Origin of the sequence: Mucilaginibacter sp. (assembly GCF_041088075.1) — a bacterium.
Lineage (GTDB): Bacteria > Bacteroidota > Bacteroidia > Sphingobacteriales > Sphingobacteriaceae > Mucilaginibacter_A.
This window is the reverse complement of the sequence record NZ_JBGCVY010000020.1, coordinates 22,517-38,093: the sequence shown is the minus strand read 5'-3', so window position 1 is coordinate 38,093 and position 15,577 is coordinate 22,517. Positions and strand designations below refer to the sequence as shown.

Annotated in this window: 18 protein-coding genes; 10 read left to right on the top strand and 8 right to left on the bottom strand. The window is 38.7% G+C overall.

Features of this window, described 5'->3' with window-relative positions:
• Positions 1 to 225: 225 nt before the first annotated feature.
• The 3 genes from V5804_RS03660 to V5804_RS03650 are packed head-to-tail and all read right to left on the bottom strand — an operon-like array spanning position 226 to position 1,874.
• A complete protein-coding gene (locus tag V5804_RS03660; RefSeq protein ID WP_369590017.1) occupies positions 226 to 819 on the bottom strand; it encodes a hypothetical protein in 594 nt (197 codons plus the stop codon).
• Complete coding sequence (locus V5804_RS03655; RefSeq protein WP_369590016.1) at positions 806 to 1,303, bottom strand: RNA polymerase sigma factor; 498 nt, start codon at positions 1,301 to 1,303, stop codon at positions 806 to 808. The genes V5804_RS03660 and V5804_RS03655 overlap by 14 nt, the downstream gene beginning before the upstream one ends.
• 46 nt (positions 1,304 to 1,349) lie before the next feature.
• On the bottom strand, positions 1,350 to 1,874 hold the full coding sequence (locus V5804_RS03650; protein ID WP_369590015.1) for a hypothetical protein: 525 nt from the start codon (positions 1,872 to 1,874) through the stop codon (positions 1,350 to 1,352).
• Positions 1,875 to 1,938: 64 nt separating this feature from the next.
• Here V5804_RS03650 and V5804_RS03645 point away from each other — a divergent pair, with 64 nt between their 5' ends.
• The gene (locus V5804_RS03645) at positions 1,939 to 3,312 is read left to right on the top strand and encodes a dicarboxylate/amino acid:cation symporter (RefSeq protein WP_369590014.1); all 1,374 of its coding nucleotides are present in this window, start codon (positions 1,939 to 1,941) and stop codon (positions 3,310 to 3,312) included.
• A 71-nt stretch (positions 3,313 to 3,383) separates the two neighbouring features.
• Here V5804_RS03645 and V5804_RS03640 read toward each other — a convergent pair whose 3' ends face one another.
• The gene (locus V5804_RS03640) at positions 3,384 to 4,121 is read right to left on the bottom strand and encodes a DUF4114 domain-containing protein (protein ID WP_369590013.1); all 738 of its coding nucleotides are present in this window, start codon (positions 4,119 to 4,121) and stop codon (positions 3,384 to 3,386) included.
• Between the two features lie 250 nt (positions 4,122 to 4,371).
• On the opposite strand from V5804_RS03640, the gene V5804_RS03635 reads away from it, so the two are divergent.
• From V5804_RS03635 to V5804_RS03610, 6 genes are all read left to right on the top strand, one after another.
• A complete protein-coding gene (locus V5804_RS03635; protein ID WP_369590012.1) occupies positions 4,372 to 4,875 on the top strand; it encodes a hypothetical protein in 504 nt (167 codons plus the stop codon).
• 71 nt (positions 4,876 to 4,946) lie between these two features.
• Positions 4,947 to 5,255 carry a 50S ribosomal protein L21 gene (gene rplU, locus V5804_RS03630; protein ID WP_369590011.1) on the top strand — a complete coding sequence of 103 codons (309 nt, stop codon included), beginning with the start codon at positions 4,947 to 4,949 and terminating at the stop codon, positions 5,253 to 5,255.
• A 51-nt stretch (positions 5,256 to 5,306) separates the two neighbouring features.
• A complete protein-coding gene (gene rpmA / locus V5804_RS03625) occupies positions 5,307 to 5,729 on the top strand; it encodes a 50S ribosomal protein L27 (RefSeq protein WP_369590010.1) in 423 nt (140 codons plus the stop codon).
• A 101-nt stretch (positions 5,730 to 5,830) separates the two neighbouring features.
• Positions 5,831 to 6,751: a hypothetical protein gene (locus V5804_RS03620; RefSeq protein WP_369590009.1), complete on the top strand. Its 921-nt coding sequence runs from the start codon at positions 5,831 to 5,833 to the stop codon at positions 6,749 to 6,751.
• A 41-nt stretch (positions 6,752 to 6,792) separates the two neighbouring features.
• Positions 6,793 to 7,014 carry a DUF433 domain-containing protein gene (locus tag V5804_RS03615; protein ID WP_369590008.1) on the top strand — a complete coding sequence of 74 codons (222 nt, stop codon included), beginning with the start codon at positions 6,793 to 6,795 and terminating at the stop codon, positions 7,012 to 7,014.
• Positions 7,011 to 7,340 carry a DUF5615 family PIN-like protein gene (locus tag V5804_RS03610; protein ID WP_369590007.1) on the top strand — a complete coding sequence of 110 codons (330 nt, stop codon included), beginning with the start codon at positions 7,011 to 7,013 and terminating at the stop codon, positions 7,338 to 7,340. Before V5804_RS03615 ends, V5804_RS03610 begins: the two co-directional genes overlap by 4 nt.
• 247 nt (positions 7,341 to 7,587) lie before the next feature.
• Here V5804_RS03610 and V5804_RS03605 read toward each other — a convergent pair whose 3' ends face one another.
• Positions 7,588 to 8,814 (bottom strand): CDP-glycerol glycerophosphotransferase family protein, encoded by a 1,227-nt coding sequence (locus tag V5804_RS03605; protein ID WP_369590006.1) that lies wholly within the window; start codon positions 8,812 to 8,814, stop codon positions 7,588 to 7,590.
• Between the two features lie 185 nt (positions 8,815 to 8,999).
• Positions 9,000 to 10,379, bottom strand: coding sequence for an SDR family NAD(P)-dependent oxidoreductase (locus V5804_RS03600; protein ID WP_369590005.1), 1,380 nt, complete (start codon positions 10,377 to 10,379; stop codon positions 9,000 to 9,002).
• A 365-nt stretch (positions 10,380 to 10,744) separates the two neighbouring features.
• Between V5804_RS03600 and V5804_RS03595 the strand changes: the two genes are divergently transcribed.
• The 3 genes from V5804_RS03595 (at position 10,745) to V5804_RS03585 (ending at position 12,400) form a co-directional block, all read left to right on the top strand.
• Positions 10,745 to 11,614 (top strand): NmrA family NAD(P)-binding protein, encoded by an 870-nt coding sequence (locus V5804_RS03595; protein WP_369590100.1) that lies wholly within the window; start codon positions 10,745 to 10,747, stop codon positions 11,612 to 11,614.
• A 110-nt stretch (positions 11,615 to 11,724) separates the two neighbouring features.
• Positions 11,725 to 11,952 carry a UPF0175 family protein gene (locus V5804_RS03590; protein ID WP_369590004.1) on the top strand — a complete coding sequence of 76 codons (228 nt, stop codon included), beginning with the start codon at positions 11,725 to 11,727 and terminating at the stop codon, positions 11,950 to 11,952.
• Positions 11,945 to 12,400, top strand: a complete 456-nt coding sequence (locus V5804_RS03585; protein WP_369590003.1) for a DUF3368 domain-containing protein — start codon at positions 11,945 to 11,947, stop codon at positions 12,398 to 12,400. The genes V5804_RS03590 and V5804_RS03585 overlap by 8 nt, the downstream gene beginning before the upstream one ends.
• A 14-nt stretch (positions 12,401 to 12,414) precedes the next feature.
• Here V5804_RS03585 and V5804_RS03580 read toward each other — a convergent pair whose 3' ends face one another.
• Together V5804_RS03580 and rnr are read right to left on the bottom strand one after the other, a co-directional pair.
• Positions 12,415 to 13,389 carry a polyprenyl synthetase family protein gene (locus tag V5804_RS03580; protein ID WP_369590002.1) on the bottom strand — a complete coding sequence of 325 codons (975 nt, stop codon included), beginning with the start codon at positions 13,387 to 13,389 and terminating at the stop codon, positions 12,415 to 12,417.
• Positions 13,390 to 13,407: 18 nt separating this feature from the next.
• On the bottom strand, positions 13,408 to 15,546 hold the full coding sequence (rnr, locus tag V5804_RS03575) for a ribonuclease R (RefSeq protein ID WP_369590001.1): 2,139 nt from the start codon (positions 15,544 to 15,546) through the stop codon (positions 13,408 to 13,410).
• Between the last annotated feature and the right edge of the window lie 31 nt (positions 15,547 to 15,577).

Sequence of the window (15,577 nt, the reverse complement as noted above, 5' to 3'; positions counted from 1 at the left end):
TCTAAAGTTTAGAAAAGTAGGCGACAGGCTTCCCCCTTTGAAGGGGTTATGAAAATGATTTTAATTTTTACCCGATAAAAGAAGCATTTAAAAATTAGTTTAAGAACTTAGGCATTAATTTGAACCCAAAAGGACACGCAAAACAAATCAGCCTAAACTTAAAATTTAGGTTGACCAAAAAAACAGGGGTAAAAGAAGCATTGCAAGTTTTAACAACAATTTCCGCTAATCTTTAAACTGCAGTTTCAAACGCTCTAAACGGCTGATGACCTGGCCGATTTTTTCCTGCTCTGTTTTGATGATTTTTTTGCGGAGGTAAAACGTTACAAACGCCATCCAGCCAATGAATGCCAAATAGGCCAATATTTCGACGAGCAGCGGCACCGACCGAAGTATTTCGATCAAAAACAAGCCCAGGCCAATGCTTAACAAAACAGAATAAACATACAGCATTTTTCCGTTCATGCGGTTGCGGCCTTTTTGGTATTCTTTTAATTTTTGCAGGTAAATATTCACTTCAACCGTCGGGTCGTGCGAGGCAATCAGCCGGTAGTCCCGGTACATTAAAATTGCATAAATTAAAATGGTGCCCATCGTGATAAAAATACCCGCATAAGTAAGCCATGAATTGAACAGGAAAAACAGGAACAGCACGATCATGAAAATGAAAGTTGCCGCCATCATCAGGATAGAAACCAGCAGTTTCTGCTGGAGCGATTGCGTGCCTTTTTTTACCTGTTTTAATAAAGTGTCTGCCGTTATTTGCTCTTTTTGGGGTTGTGCGGTCCACATCGAGCTTAGTTCTTCAAAGTTCTTCATAATGGTTGTACAGCTCGGTTAGTTTTGATTTGATACGATGGATTTTTACCCGCAAATTTCCTTCTGAAATGCCTGAAATTTCGGCAATCTCCGGGTACGGCACTTCGTCCAAAACCATCGTAATAATAATTCTTTCAGATTCTTCCAGTTTGGCAATGCATTGGTACAACAGGTCAACTTCTTCTTTTTTTCCGGATACTTCTTCGGGTTCGTTCTCTGCAATAAACGGTGTCAGTTCATCTTTAGCCTGTCGTTTTTCCGACCGCAAATAAGTTAAACAGGTATTTACAGCAATCCGATAGATCCAGGTTGAAATCATCGACTGGTTGCGAAACTTGTCCAGGTTTTGCCAAACCTTGAGAAAAGTTTCCTGCATCAAATCGTTAGCAGCCGCGCTATCGGCGGTATAACTGTAACACAACCGGTAGATGCGTTTGGAGTTCGCCTCAAAAATTTCCCTGAAAGCGCTATCTTTAGTTTTCAACTGAATGGTGGCTGGTTTAAGTTGAGACCTAACTTATTTCGATATGTTACAGTACGAATTGTTTTTTCTCAAACCAATAGATTTCCTGTTCGGCTTCCGTTAGCATGGCTTCATACAAAAGCCCGTAATCATATTGCAGGTCTTCCTGTAACTTCAAAATCTCGGCTTTTAACTTTTCCACAAAACGGTAAAAAATATTGCGCAAAGGTTTGTACTGCGTATGGTAGTTTACATAGTTGATGTAGTTGTTGCAAAAATGCAGCAGCAGTTCGGTGCCAACGGTTTCGTTTGCGGCATAACGCATCTGGTTGTGCATTTGCGTTGCAATTTTTCGTACTGTTTTTACCACTATATAATTGGTGCCGCTTATTTTTTTAAACTGTTGGTCCATTTCTTCCTTGTATTCTTGGATGAACAAATCCTGGTCATCGGCGCGGAACAATAAATACGTCAGCAGTTCTTTGTTCTCTTTTTTAAAACGCGCCAAACGCAAACAAAGCGCCAGCAATTCGTTGCTGTTCAATTGCTGCAATTCTTTTTTTAGGTCTGTTGAACGGTAAACGGTAGCCATGTTAAGGAAATATTTCAGCAAAATAGTAATTTATTGTAGTTTTAGCATTTACGTATTTTCCTAAATGGCAAAAAGCAAACTTACTTTATACATTTTTTTAGCATTGATTGGCGGAGTTTTGGCCGGTTATATTTACAATGTTAAAACGATCAACCCTTATAACGATAAAATTTACCGGGCCGAAACACAAGTTAAAGCAATCCAACTTCAAATGCTGGCCATAAAAGACACCAGTTCTGCGGCTTATCAAACTTTAAAAACGCAAAAAGCGGCACAAAATAGTATCCGAAAAGAAAACGACACGATTCGTGAAAGCAAGCTGGAATATTTTACGATGTTGAGTGATATTTTTTTACGGCTGATTAAAATGATCGTGGCGCCGTTGGTTTTTACAACATTGGTTGTTGGCGTGGCCAAAGTGGGTGATATCAAAGCTGTTGGAAGGATTGGCGGGAAAACGATGCTTTGGTTTCTCTCGGCCACGCTGGTTTCGTTATTGCTGGGGATGGTTTTGGTGAACTTTTTTGAACCCGGAAAATCTATGCACTTGTCTTTGCCTGATGAACATCTGCAGTCCGGCATTCAAAAAACAGCTTTATCGCTGAAAGATTTTCTGGCGCACGTTTTTCCAAAAAGTTTTGTGGAGGCGATGGCCAACAATGAGATTTTACAGATTGTGGTTTTCTCGTTGTTTTTTGGCGTTGCCACGGCTGCCATCGGCGAAAAAGGAAATATCATCATCAAAGCGATGGATGCGATTGCGCATGTTATCCTCAAAATCACTTCTTATGTAATGTATGTGGCACCGCTTGCTGTTTTTGGTGCGATGACGGCCATTGTGGCCAAACAAGGTTTAAGTGTGATTGCAACGTATGCTGTTTTTATCAGCGAATTTTATTTTGCGTTGATCGTTTTATGGCTGGTTTTGGTGCTGGCCGGTTTTACCGTCCTCAAAAAGCGTGTCTTCACATTGGTCAATTATTTAAAGGATGCGATGTTGATCGCTTTCAGCACTTCTACCAGCGAAGCCGCTTACCCACGTACTTTGATCGAGTTGGAACGTTTTGGCTGTAAAGACAAGATTGTGAGTTTTGTGCTGCCTTTGGGTTATTCTTTCAACCTGGACGGCTCGATGATGTACATGACTTTTGCCTCGCTTTTTTTGGCGCAATCCTACAACATTCATTTATCTTTTCAACAACAATTGTCCATGCTTTTGGTGCTGATGCTAACAAGTAAAGGCGTGGCCGGTGTGCCGCGTGCCTCGTTGGTGGTGATTGCCGGAACGATTGCCAGTTTTAACATTCCGGAAGCTGGTTTGGCACTTTTAATTGGTATTGACCCGCTTTTGGATATGGGCCGATCGGCAACCAATGTTTTGGGCAACGCAATGGCAACCGCCGTAGTGAGCAAATGGGAGGGAGAGCTGGAAGGGTAAATTTAGTGCCATAAAAAAGCATTGCCAAATTATAGCAATGCTTCTTTTATCGGGTAAAAATTGGTTTGGGTTTATTGCGTTACCGTTGCATAAACAACCACGTCGTTAAAATCATTGTCGCATCTGGAATCTGTTCTGTCCAAATCTTCAAAGCCAATCAGCACTTTATTCTCTGGCGTGTAGTTGATCAACACCGCGTGCTTTTTCAAATTCGGGTCAACCTCCGGGTTTAGCACCGGATTAGAGCAAAAATGTACGGCATCGTTCACTACGGATTTTGAGGTTGGGCTCCAGCCGTTTTGCATCAGCACAAAACCGATAGAAGTACCGGCATCAAAAGAACCGATGTTTACTTTATCGCCCGGCTGCAACGGAGAATTCAAGCCAACACTTGGGAAAATATAAGTAATGGTTTTTATATCGGCAGCAGAAGCCGGCGGGCTGTTTGTCGGATATGTATAAAAACCAAGCGCATCGCTGATGCCTGTTCCTTGGGAAACAAACGTAATGGCGACATTAGATTTTTGGGTGATTTTAATATCCGCAGAAGCAGAACTTGAAAGCAGTTCCGGGTGCGAGTTTCGCAAATCGGTATGCTCAGGCAAGGTATTGCTCAGGTACGACATCAAGTTGGTAGAAACAACATCTTTTGTTGTTAAGTACGATGGCTTTCCGGTTGCATCATAAGTACCTAAGGTGGCGTACGAAGTAGATGTAAACTTTACCGGTGTGGTTACTGGTGCTATTGTGGTTTTTTTGCAGGCGCCCAGCATTAGTAAGGCAATAAAAAGTGGGGTAAGTTTTTTCATATTTTAAATAATTGGTGCAAAGAAATGATGATTTGGGTATTAAACGAAATTTTGCGGATTATAGTTTTAACAATTTGTGGTGCCGCGCTTTGCCCTGCGGCTGTTTGGCAGAGTTTTACTCCAAAAACTGATTTTTTATACAACAAAATTATGCCGGTAAAAACAGCATCACCAAAACCATTATTTTGGATAGTGGATTTTAAAGCCGAATTTTGGAACAGAAATTTTAAATTTTTCATCACCAAAAAACATGTCTGACCGTTCTAAAAAAATATTCCTGGCTTTAAGTATTGCCGTGCCTTTTATGTTGTACTGCGTTTATTATTATGGCATGATGATCAGCAACGCGCCTTTTAAGTTTTCGGAGTTTGAGTCGTTGGATTTTAAATACGGCGAAGGCAACAACCTCAACAACCAATACGACTCAAAAACCGGCCGTTATCAATACGTAAACAACCACGATTCTTTGGTGGTAAAAACAGTACGCCTAAACAAAGACGACCTGCTTTACCTGCATCGTAAAGCAGCCACTTTAGGTTTTTGGGATTTTCCGAAGAATATTCTGGGCGATTCGTCTGTTAAAGCGAATAAAAACTCTTTGCATTACCTTATCGCTTTTCATTACAAACGCAAAAGCAAACAGGTTTTGTACGATGTGGCGTATGATGAAAACCCGAAACTGCGCGATGCCGCCGCACAAATGACCAAAGAAATAGAACAGCGTTTGGCCGATGCCGAAGACCGGTCAAAATAGATGGAAATACTGTTTTTATTAATGGAAAAAGATGCTATATTTGCGCCTCATTTAAAAAATATTATTTAACAATGTACGCAATAGTAAGTATAGCCGGACAGCAATTTAAAGTTGTCAAAGACCAGAAGCTTTTTGTGCACCGTTTGCAAGGAGAAGAAGGCGCTAGTATTGAATTTGACCAGGTATTGTTGGCAGAAAACGAAGGGAATTTCACGATCGGGAACGGTTTGGAAAATGCACGCGTTTCGGCTAAGATCGTGTCTCATTTAAAAGGTGATAAAGTGATCGTTTTCAAAAAGAAACGCCGCAAAGGCTACAAAAAGAAAAACGGCCACCGCCAGCAATTCACTAAAATCGAGATCACCGGGATCACTTTATAATTGATTTTTAAATTCGGGGCCGAACTTTTCCCCACAAAAAATTAAAACAAAATGGCACACAAAAAAGGCGCGGGCAGTTCAAGAAACGGACGCGAATCGCATAGTAAACGTTTAGGGATTAAAATATTTGGCGGCCAGCCGGCCATTGCAGGCAATATCATTGTCCGTCAGCGTGGTACGCCGCACAACCCTGACAAAAATGTAGGTATCGGCAAAGACCATACTTTGTTTGCCATGGTTGATGGTTATGTAATGTTCAGAAAAAAAGCAGATAACCGTTCTTACGTTTCCGTTATTCCGTTTGAGACTGCAGATGTTGCAGCAACTACCACCACAGAACCAATTGCATTAAACGAAACCGTAGATGCACACCCAACGGTAGTAACGCCGGAAGGCAATTTGGTTGATGAAGCCGTTGCTTCTACAGAAACTGAAACCGCCACAGAAGGCGAAGGAGAAGCTGTTCCGGCATAAATTTTTTCTTTATTTATATTTCAAAGCCCTGACTTGTAAAAATCAAGTTGGGGCTTTTTGGTTCATTTAGTAAATTTAAAGGTATATAGTTAAATAATCTTATGGAACAGATAAAACTTTGGGAGGTTCAAGGAAATACAGTTAAACAGGTTAATAAGCAACCATTAGATTTTGAAAACAGATTAGAAAAATGGCTCATTCAAGACATATCAATCTTGTCTCCTAATTTGGCTGTTATCGGAAGCCAAGTTATCACACCATTTGGAAAGAAAATTGATATTCTTGCAATTAATTCTTTAGGTGAAATTGTAATAGTTGAATTAAAAAGAGACAAGACTTACCGTGAAGTTGTTGCTCAAGCACTTGATTATGCTACCTGGATAAAAGATTTAGTTTATGATGATCTTAATACTATCTTAAACAAGTATGGTAAAACGGATATAAAAGACATTGGAGACTTTTTCTCAGAAACATTTAATAAGGATGCTGAAGAGGTAGAATTTAATTCAGATCATAAAATGCTTATTGTCGGTTCTGAAATTGATGATTCTACGATACGCATAATTAATTATCTTTCGAACGAACCTTATTCGGTAAACATTAACGCAGTAAATTTTAATTATTTTAAAGATGCTAACGGAAGAGAATTTTTAGCACAGGCTTTTATAATGTCAGAGCATAATATTACAGAAGAAAGTAAAAGTAAAAAAAGAAAAAGAGCAAAATCAATAATAAAAGAATTATTTGAACAGAAGAAACTTAAAGTAGGTGATATAATGTTTTTTAAACCAGCATTGGATAAGAATGTATCAAAGAATGATCCAAGAGTTTTTGCTCAAATTGTTAATACTGACAATAATTGCCTAAAAAGAACGACTGATTCTGAAACACACTCTTTTAGTAGTCTTCGGAAAATTATTTCCCAAGAATTAGCATTGAATGTAAATTTTAATTGGGGTTATGGAATTCGATCAGATTGGGTTAATGACAATGGAAAAACTTTATCTGATTTACTGGACTAATAATCATAAAATTATTTCGTTAATAAATTAACTTTTAAACTATGCAAAACCGCATCATCAACATTGATCCTGAAATTTTAGGAGGAACACCAGTTTTTTTTGGAACTCGTGTTCCAATTAAAAATTTATTTGATTACTTGGAATCCGGAGAATCTATTGATTACTTTTTGGATGACTTTGAAGGTGTGCAGCGAGAACAAGTAATAAAAGTTTTGGAAATGTCACATAAACTTATCGAAACATCATCAAGTATTTTTGTATGAAAATTTTGCTTGATGAATGCGTTACTAAACATTTAAAGGCTCATTTGAATGAATATGAGGTTTTTACTGTTAGGGAAATGCATTGGAGCGGCATCAAAAATGGTAAGCTAATGAGTTTATGTGTGGAAAACAATTTTGATATTTTGTTAACCATTGATAAAAATCTTCAATACCAGCAAAACCTGGAAAAGTATCCTGTAACAATTGTTGTTTTTAATTCTTATACAAGTAAGGCAGAAGAATTGATAAAATTTTTACCTTCTTTTCGGACCCAACTTGCTGATTTTAAAAAGCACAAAGCTTATCTTATAAACAAACCTTTTTAATTTTCTGCACCAACAACATATCCGCAAAATCATACAATTTCGATTTTTTGCATTTCATTCAACCGTTTTCTCTGATCTTCATTTGGTCAAACAAATTTTTAACTACCAATACTTCTTTTACCCCTATAAATTTGGTGCCTTTATCAAATTAATAAATCAACTCTTCACCAATTTTTAGGCGATAAAAGAAGCATTCAAACTCTGTTCAATAAATTTTGTAAAGGATTTAAAATTTTAAAAACCAAACTTAACGTTTTTTGATTTTCAATTCTGAATACACGAAACTTACTATTCTTTTGGATGCATCACCGTTATAATTTCCCCAAAACTTGTCTCGAATTGTACTGATCTCGTTGATGCTTTCAACCTTCGTTTTTTGATTAAAAATTTTGTAAAGGTCCTGGCTATTTTTTACAACGGCACCGGCTACATTTTCCATAAACGGATAATTAAAATCACGGGAATCAACGTAACGGTCATAATCAAAAAGGTAAAGTATAACTTCTTTTCCCGGCATCAATATATAATCATAAAGGATAGAAGAATAGTCTGTAATAAGCGTATGGGTGTATGGCAATATACTGTATATATCAACGTTGCCAGGTCGACGTACGATGTTTGATAAAGCAGTTATCTCTTGGATATGGGGCGTATTGATATGCAATTTAAAGATCAGCAATGCATTGTTATGATGCAAAATATCGTTTAAAACAGCAAAATCAATCCCGGTGTCTTGGAGAAAATCAATAGAATCGCGCCAGGTAGGCATATAAATATATACCTTGTCGTAGTTTTTCATCAACCCGAGCAACTGTAGAGTTTCTTCCCGTTCATATTTCCGGATAAAACGTAATCGCTCATCTTCGGCAGCCAATAAAATATCGTTTCGCGGGTAACCGAAATCAAGGCATTTTTGTAGCGGGATACGAAAGGCGGTAGAAAACGGGACAGATTGAAACGGGGTAGAAGAAACAAACCAGGTTGGCCTTTTGTACAACCAGGGCATTGTAAGCCAGTAAAAAAATCTTTTCTTTTGGTAGCGGTCAGTAAGGGATCCGCGCTCTATGTTAAACTCGATTTTTTTTAAGCCAACCCCATGCCATAAATTTACCAGGATGGCACCGCCGCTGGTGTAATAATTTATATCGGCCGGGTAGGCATTGTAAAAATAAACTTTTGCGGTAAGGCAATGCCAAACCCCTGCCAAGCTTTTCTTTTTATAAACCTTTAAGCCAAGTTTTTTTAGTTGAAAATAAATGCCCGGATCAGGGGTGATATAAATAGCTTTGATATCAGGGCAATGTTGGTTTACATAAATAAACAAGTATTTAGGGTTGTCGTTAAAAGCATCTACAATATAATTGGCAAACACCCACTTTTTTTTATCGCGCGGCATCAAAAAAGAAAGCAGGTACAAACTATAATTACGCAGTACTTTATAAAAAAACAACAAACGGGCTTTTAATTTGAACAAGGGTAGATTTTTTAATTGTGTAGAAATTTGTTTGATATGGTCTTTTATCAAACTTTTTAAAAGGAAATATCAATGCTTCTTTTATCCCCATAAATTTTGTCTTGGATTTTTACCGAAACAAAAACCATAAAAAAGACAATGATTTTTAGGTGGTAAAAGAAGCATGGAAATAGTTGAATAGGCTTTTAAAACGTCGGCAATTTAACATCAATTACCTGGCCGGAATGTTCGGACAAAAGAGTTGCGATCGAAGCATTTGCAACATTTTCCGCAGATAAAAGCGTGTTTAAATTTTCGTTGCCAAAGTTCCTGATCCTCATTGGTGTGTGGGTACGCTCCGGGTTGATACAATTTACCTTGATTTTGAAGCCGTCCCACTCTTGCGAAATGGCCTGGACAAAATTTACAACAGCAGCTTTTGAAGAAGAATAAAGGCTGTAATAAGCACGCCCTCGGGTATATGAACTTGAGGTGAAAAATAAGAGATGGCCCTGGCTTTCTTTTAAGTAGCCAAAACTTTCAAGGGCGATATGAACCGTTCCTAAATAATTTGTATTAACGGCCTCCAAAATCTGTTCATAATCCATGTTCATCAAAGGTTCTTTTTTCAAAACGGCAGCCGTATTGATCACAAAATCAATCCTGCCTTCCTGCTGGTATACATTTTTTAAAGCTTCGGCAACACTCGTCCTGCAACAGATGTCCACCTTGCCGCAACTTCTTGAAAACGGATAAACAATGGCCTTATTGGCAGCGGCAATATCAACAATGCTTTTTCCAATTCCATAGCTTCCCCCAAACACCACCAGCACCTTGTCTTTTAAACCTGTAAAATCAGTTGCAGGCCCATTTGTAAAAACAGAAGTTTTTAACTGAAACAACCTGTCTAACAAATAAGTGTCTTCTTTATAAGTTAATTTCATGTTGGATTCTTCCCCCTTAACCACAAAAATTGGTTCGGCAGGAAGATATTTTTTAACAACGCCGCAATCATCCGTAGATTTAAAGTTTAGGTCTTTAAAAGAACTTTGATAAGCTTTTTTAATCAATTGTAAAGTAAAAGCCTGGGGCGTTTGGCCACGCATCAATTTGCTGCGGTCGGGTATGGTTTCAATTTCACTTTTTGCTGATGTTACCTGGATGATCGTGTCAACAGCAGGAACCGCAACGTCCACTGCCCGATAACCTACGTCCAAAGCTTGGATCACTTCATCAATAATCCGTTCTGAAACAAGCGGCCGCACAGCATCATGAAAAATAAGATGGCAATCGTCGCCGTATTCATAAGCATTAATGGCACTCCAGGTTGACAAATACCTTTCGTTGCCGCCAATTAAAATTTTTTTGACCTTGGTGAAGGCGTTTCTATTCACGCTGTCTTCGATCATTCCTATAAAATCAGGATGGCCGACTATCGCAATTTCATCTATTTTTTGATGCTTTTGAAAAATATCCAAAGTATGTTCTAAAACAGTTTTCCCCGCCACTTTGAAGAACTGTTTGGGCAACTCCAGGTTTAAGCGGGCCCCTGTTCCGCCAGCTAAAATAACTGCAATATTTCTCATTAATTTAATAATCTGCTGGAAGAAAAAAATTGATTACTAAAACTTTTTTATGGTTTATCTGGTCCCGGCTTTCAGTATTTTTCAAACTTAGAAATTTCTGTTAGTTTTTCAAATTTGTTATTGTAATTATGTTGACGTAAAAATTTCCAATGCTTCTTTTACCACATAAAAATCATTGTCTCTTGGAATTAGAAATAGGTTCATAATTAAACCTTTGTGTTTTGCTTATCATAAATAATAAAATTCGGATAAACATTTTGCTACGATAAAGTATTGATCATATAAATTGATACTGTTTTTATCGGGTAATATTTTAAACGTAAAAGGCAATGCCAACATCATTTATATAAACATATTTTTTTGTGATGAAAAAGGTTTTGATAACAGGCGCAACTGGTAATGTTGGCATTGAGGTAATTAAATGTTTAAGTAAAGTTAACCATCCAATTCAAGTTTTTGCCGGTTTGCGTAATGTGGAACAACACCAAAAAAAATTGGCAGCTTATAATGTTAGCTTTGTAAAATTTGATTTTACCGATAGCACAACTTACAAAAGTGCCTTGCAAAATTGTAACATTTTATTTTTATTAATGCCGCCTCAGGTTTCTAATATAGAAAAACATTTCAAATATTTTATTGCATTGGCAAAAGCAGCAGGAGTTGAGCATATCCTGTTTTTATCTGTCCAAGGTGTGGAGAACAATAAAATAATCCCTCATTATAGAATCGAGAAACTGATTGCAAAAAGCAATATTGCTTATACCTTTTTGCGTCCGGCTTATTTTATGCAAAACTTTACAACCGTATTGCGTAATGACATGGTAAACAAAAGAATAATATTTTTGCCGGCCGGAAACGCAAAGTTTACACTGATAGATGTGCGGGACATTGGCATGGCAGCAGCAACAATAATAGCAGATATTAAAAACCACATCAATAAAGCATACGAACTAACCAGTGCCGAAAGACTTACTTTTGGAGAAATGGCAAATAAATTCAGTGCCAAGTTGGGAATAAAAATACAATACCAATCACCAAACTTATTAAAGTTCTACTTAACAAAACGAAAGGAAAAAGTTCCAACTAAGTTTATATTGGTTATGATTATGCTCCATTACTTTCAACGGTTTCGCAAAGAACCACCAATTTCAGATTGTATAGAAAAAATAACCGGCAGGCAACCCATATCGTTTGATCAATTTATAGTTGATAATAAAGCTTTACTTGTAAATTAACTTGCATAAAATTGAACAAGTTTCCAAACTACCGATGCTTCTTTTACCATATAAAAATTGGTGGGTTTGGTACAACTTTATATTCTTCAAATTTATAATTATATTTGAGTATGAAAACCATCACCTTAAATATACCCGACAACATAGATTTAGATCAACACGAAGCAGCAATGATATTGGCGGCAAAGCTTTACGAACAAGGCAAAGTTTCGATGGGCCAGGGTGCAGAAATTGCTGGTTACAGCAAAGGCACGTTTATGGAGTTATTGGGTAGATACGGCGTGTCCGTATTTAACTATCCGGCTTCAGATCTGGCAAATGATGTGAAAAATGCGTAAAACTGTTATTGCCGATACAAGCTGCTTTATCTTGTTAACAAATATCAATGAACTTGATTTGCTGCATAAAACTTATGGTCAAATTGTAACTACGCCAGAAATAGCTGCAGAATATAGAATTGTTTTACCTGATTGGGTGCAAATTGTAGCGGTATCAGATAGCGGTAAACAGCAGTTATTTGAGTTACAAATAGATAAAGGAGAATCAAGTGCCATTGCATTGGCAATAGAAACACCTGATGCAAACATCATTTTGGATGACTATAAAGCCAGAAAAATTGCAATGCAATTAGGGCTTGATGTTACAGGAACTGTTGGCGTAATTATCAAAGCTAAACTTAAAGGTATTATTCCTTCTATTAAACCGATCTTGGAAAAGATAAGCCGAACAAATTTTCGCTTATCGGAAGATGTTGAAAACCAAGCGTTAAAAGAAGCTAAAGAATAAAAAATAAAAACCTTCTAATTCTCCCTTACCAGCAACATATCCGCAAACTCATACAATTGCGATTTTTGCGCTTCATCCAACGGCAAATCCTTTAAACTTTGCAAAGCGCGTTGGGCATAACGGTTCATTTCCTGTTCGGCTTTTTCGCGGATCTCCATTTGGTCAAACAGGTTTTTGACGGCTGATACTTTTTTTACCGCATCAAAATTGGTGAGCTGCAACCAGGAATTTAATTCCTGAAATTGTGTTGCATCCGCAGTTTCCAAGGCTTTGATCAACAAATAAGTTTTTTTGTTGGATAAAATATCGCCACCAACTTGTTTGCCAAACTTTTCGGGGTTGCCGTACACATCCAAAATATCGTCCTGCAATTGAAAAGCAATGCCCAAATCTTCGCCAAAGGCATAAATTAAATCGGCCTCAGTTTTAGTTGCACCGGCAATTAAAGCACCAATTTTTAAAGCGCCGCCCAGTACAACTGCTGTTTTTAAACGGATCATGTTGATGTACGATTCGATGCGTACTTCTTTTAGCTGCTCAAAATTCATGTCCAACTGCTGGCCTTCGCAAACAGCGATCGCGGTATGGTTAAAAATCTCTAAAACCGGGCGCAGCACTTTTTCATCCACCTGCATCATCAGCTTGTAGCCTTCCACCAGCATCGCATCGCCTGACAAAATTCCCACACTCGAATTCCACTTTTCATGGACGGTCGTTTTTCCTCGGCGGATCGGCGCATTGTCCATAATGTCATCGTGCATCAATGTAAAATTATGGAACACTTCGATGGCAATTGCCGGGTTGATGGCCTGGTAAATATCGCCGCCAAAAGCATCGCAACCCATCAAAAGCAGGGCAGGGCGAAGGCGCTTTCCGCCCAAATTCATCATGTATTGCATCGGCTCGTACAGTTCGGCCGGTTCTTCGGGATACTTTTTGCCTGCAATGGCTTGTATAATAATATCTTGTAACGCTTGTATAGAATACATAAATTTTTGAAACGGCTGTTATTCCTGAACGAGTGAAAAATCAATCTGCTTTTTGGTAAGGTCAACGCTTTTTACTTTGATTTTTACCTCGTCACCCAACTGGTAAATTTTCTTTTTCCGCTGGCCGATAATGGCATAATTCTTTTCATCCAACGTGTAAAAATCATCGGTAATGTCGCGTAGCCTGATCATGCCTTCGCACTTGTTTTCTTCAATTTCCACATACATTCCCCATTCGGTAACGCCCGAAATTATACCGGTAAAAACAGTACCGATCTGGTTTTGCAAGTATTCGGCCTGCTTGTATTTCACCGAAGCACGTTCTGCATCAGCCGCTTTTTTCTCCATTTGCGAAGAATGCACGCTCAACTTTTCATACGTTTCTGCATCCAACGGTTTGCCGCCAGCCAGGTAATGTTCCAATAATCGGTGCACCATCACATCCGGGTAACGGCGGATGGGCGAAGTAAAATGCGTATAAAAATCAAAAGCCAAACCATAATGACTGGTTTTCTTAGTCGTGTAAACCGCTTTTGCCATCGAACGAATGGCCAATTGCGTTAACACGTTTTGCTCTTTTTTGCCTTCCACATCGGCCATTAAATGGTTGAGTGATTTCGCAATTTCCTTATCCGTGTTCGTGTTGATTTTGTAACCGAAACGCAAAGCAAACTGCGCAAACGAAAGCAAATTGTCTTCCTTTGGCGAATCGTGCGAACGGTAAACAAACGTGTATTTGTTTTTGCCTTTGCCTTTTTTACCAATGAATTCTGCTACGCGGCGATTGGCCAGCAGCATAAAATCTTCAATAAGTTTATGCGCGTCTTTGCGTTCTTTGGTGTAAACACCCAGCGGTTTGCCTTGCTCGTCGAGCTTAAATTTTACTTCTGTGGTTTCAAAACTAATGGCACCGTTTTTAAATTTTCGGTCGCGCAGTTTGTAAGCCAGCTCATTCAGCAACAAGATTTCTTTTACAAAATCGCCATCTTTTGCTTCAATAATTTCCTGCACGTCTTCATAAGCAAACCTTCGGTCGGAATGGATGATTGTTTTGCCAAACCATTCCGTTACAATTTGTGCATCGGCATCCATTTCAAAAACGGCCGCAAAACACAATTTGTCTTCTTCTGGCCGAAGCGAACAAACGCCGTTCGATAACCTTTCGGGCAACATCGGGATCACGCGGTCAACCAGATAAACCGAAGTGCCGCGCTCAAAAGCTTCCGCATCTAAAGGCGTATTCGGCAAAACGTAATGCGAAACATCGGCAATGTGGACGCCAATTTCATAATTCCCATTCTCCAAAAACTTAAAAGAAATGGCATCGTCAAAATCTTTGGCATCAACCGGATCAATGGTAAAAGTAGTTGTCGTTCTAAAATCACGTCGTTTCTGGATTTCTTCTGCCGAAATTTCATCGCTGATCTCTTCTGCTTCGCGTTCAACTTCGGCCGAAAACGAAAGTGGAAAACCATATTCGGCCAAAATCGCGTTCATTTCGGTATTGTTCTCGCCTTGTTTCCCCAGGATTTGTTTGATGCGGCCAATCGGGTTTTTGGCTTCCGGTGGCCAGTCGGTAATTTCTGCAATCGCTTTAATGCCGTTTTTGGCGCCGTTCAGCTCCGAGATCGGGATAAAAATATCATGCAGCATTTTCCTATCGTCGGGGATAAAAAAAGCAAAACGTTCCGAAAGCTTTACAATCCCGGAAAATTCCATCTTGGCGCGCTGGATGATCTCGATCACTTCGCCTTCCTTGTGCTTGCCTTTTGATTTTCCGTAAACATAAATCTTCACGCGGTCGCCGTGCAAAGCATTTCGCAATTTTCGCGGAGCCACAAAAATATCAGTTTCGGCTTCGTCATCGGTAACGATAAAAGCCGAACCGTCAGCCGTTAAATCTACCCGGCCTTCCACAAAAGTTTTCAATTCTACCAGTTGGAAGTTGCCGCGCGATACTTCTTTTAGCACCTGTTTTTTGGCCTCTTCCTGCAAAATTTCCAAAATGGTTTCCCTGGATTCGGGATCGGTAATGTTCAATTTCGCCGAAACCTGTTTGTAATTGTATGTTTGGTTGCCGTTATTCTCAAAAACCTGCAGCACTAATTGGCTAAGCACTTGTTTTACAGAATGGCTGGTTTTATTCTTTGTTGCCATATATGATTTGCAAAGATACAAGGATTAAGCC

Bases quoted from the DNA above. Each gene is read 5' to 3' on its own strand.
- V5804_RS03635 (WP_369590012.1), top strand. From the start codon at position 4,372: ATGTCTGACCGTTCTAAAAAAATATTCCTGGCTTTAAGTATTGCCGTG.
- rpmA (WP_369590010.1), top strand. From the start codon at position 5,307: ATGGCACACAAAAAAGGCGCGGGCAGTTCAAGAAACGGACGCGAATCG.
- V5804_RS03610 (WP_369590007.1), top strand. From the start codon at position 7,011: ATGAAAATTTTGCTTGATGAATGCGTTACTAAACATTTAAAGGCTCAT.
- rnr (WP_369590001.1), bottom strand. From the start codon at position 15,546: ATGGCAACAAAGAATAAAACCAGCCATTCTGTAAAACAAGTGCTTAGC.
- V5804_RS03590 (WP_369590004.1), top strand. From the start codon at position 11,725: ATGAAAACCATCACCTTAAATATACCCGACAACATAGATTTAGATCAA.
- V5804_RS03600 (WP_369590005.1), bottom strand. From the start codon at position 10,379: ATGAGAAATATTGCAGTTATTTTAGCTGGCGGAACAGGGGCCCGCTTA.
- V5804_RS03640 (WP_369590013.1), bottom strand. From the start codon at position 4,121: ATGAAAAAACTTACCCCACTTTTTATTGCCTTACTAATGCTGGGCGCC.
- V5804_RS03645 (WP_369590014.1), top strand. From the start codon at position 1,939: ATGGCAAAAAGCAAACTTACTTTATACATTTTTTTAGCATTGATTGGC.
- V5804_RS03595 (WP_369590100.1), top strand. From the start codon at position 10,745: ATGAAAAAGGTTTTGATAACAGGCGCAACTGGTAATGTTGGCATTGAG.
- V5804_RS03580 (WP_369590002.1), bottom strand. From the start codon at position 13,389: ATGTATTCTATACAAGCGTTACAAGATATTATTATACAAGCCATTGCA.
- V5804_RS03650 (WP_369590015.1), bottom strand. From the start codon at position 1,874: ATGGCTACCGTTTACCGTTCAACAGACCTAAAAAAAGAATTGCAGCAA.
- rplU (WP_369590011.1), top strand. From the start codon at position 4,947: ATGTACGCAATAGTAAGTATAGCCGGACAGCAATTTAAAGTTGTCAAA.
- V5804_RS03585 (WP_369590003.1), top strand. From the start codon at position 11,945: ATGCGTAAAACTGTTATTGCCGATACAAGCTGCTTTATCTTGTTAACA.
- V5804_RS03660 (WP_369590017.1), bottom strand. From the start codon at position 819: ATGAAGAACTTTGAAGAACTAAGCTCGATGTGGACCGCACAACCCCAA.
- V5804_RS03620 (WP_369590009.1), top strand. From the start codon at position 5,831: ATGGAACAGATAAAACTTTGGGAGGTTCAAGGAAATACAGTTAAACAG.
- V5804_RS03615 (WP_369590008.1), top strand. From the start codon at position 6,793: ATGCAAAACCGCATCATCAACATTGATCCTGAAATTTTAGGAGGAACA.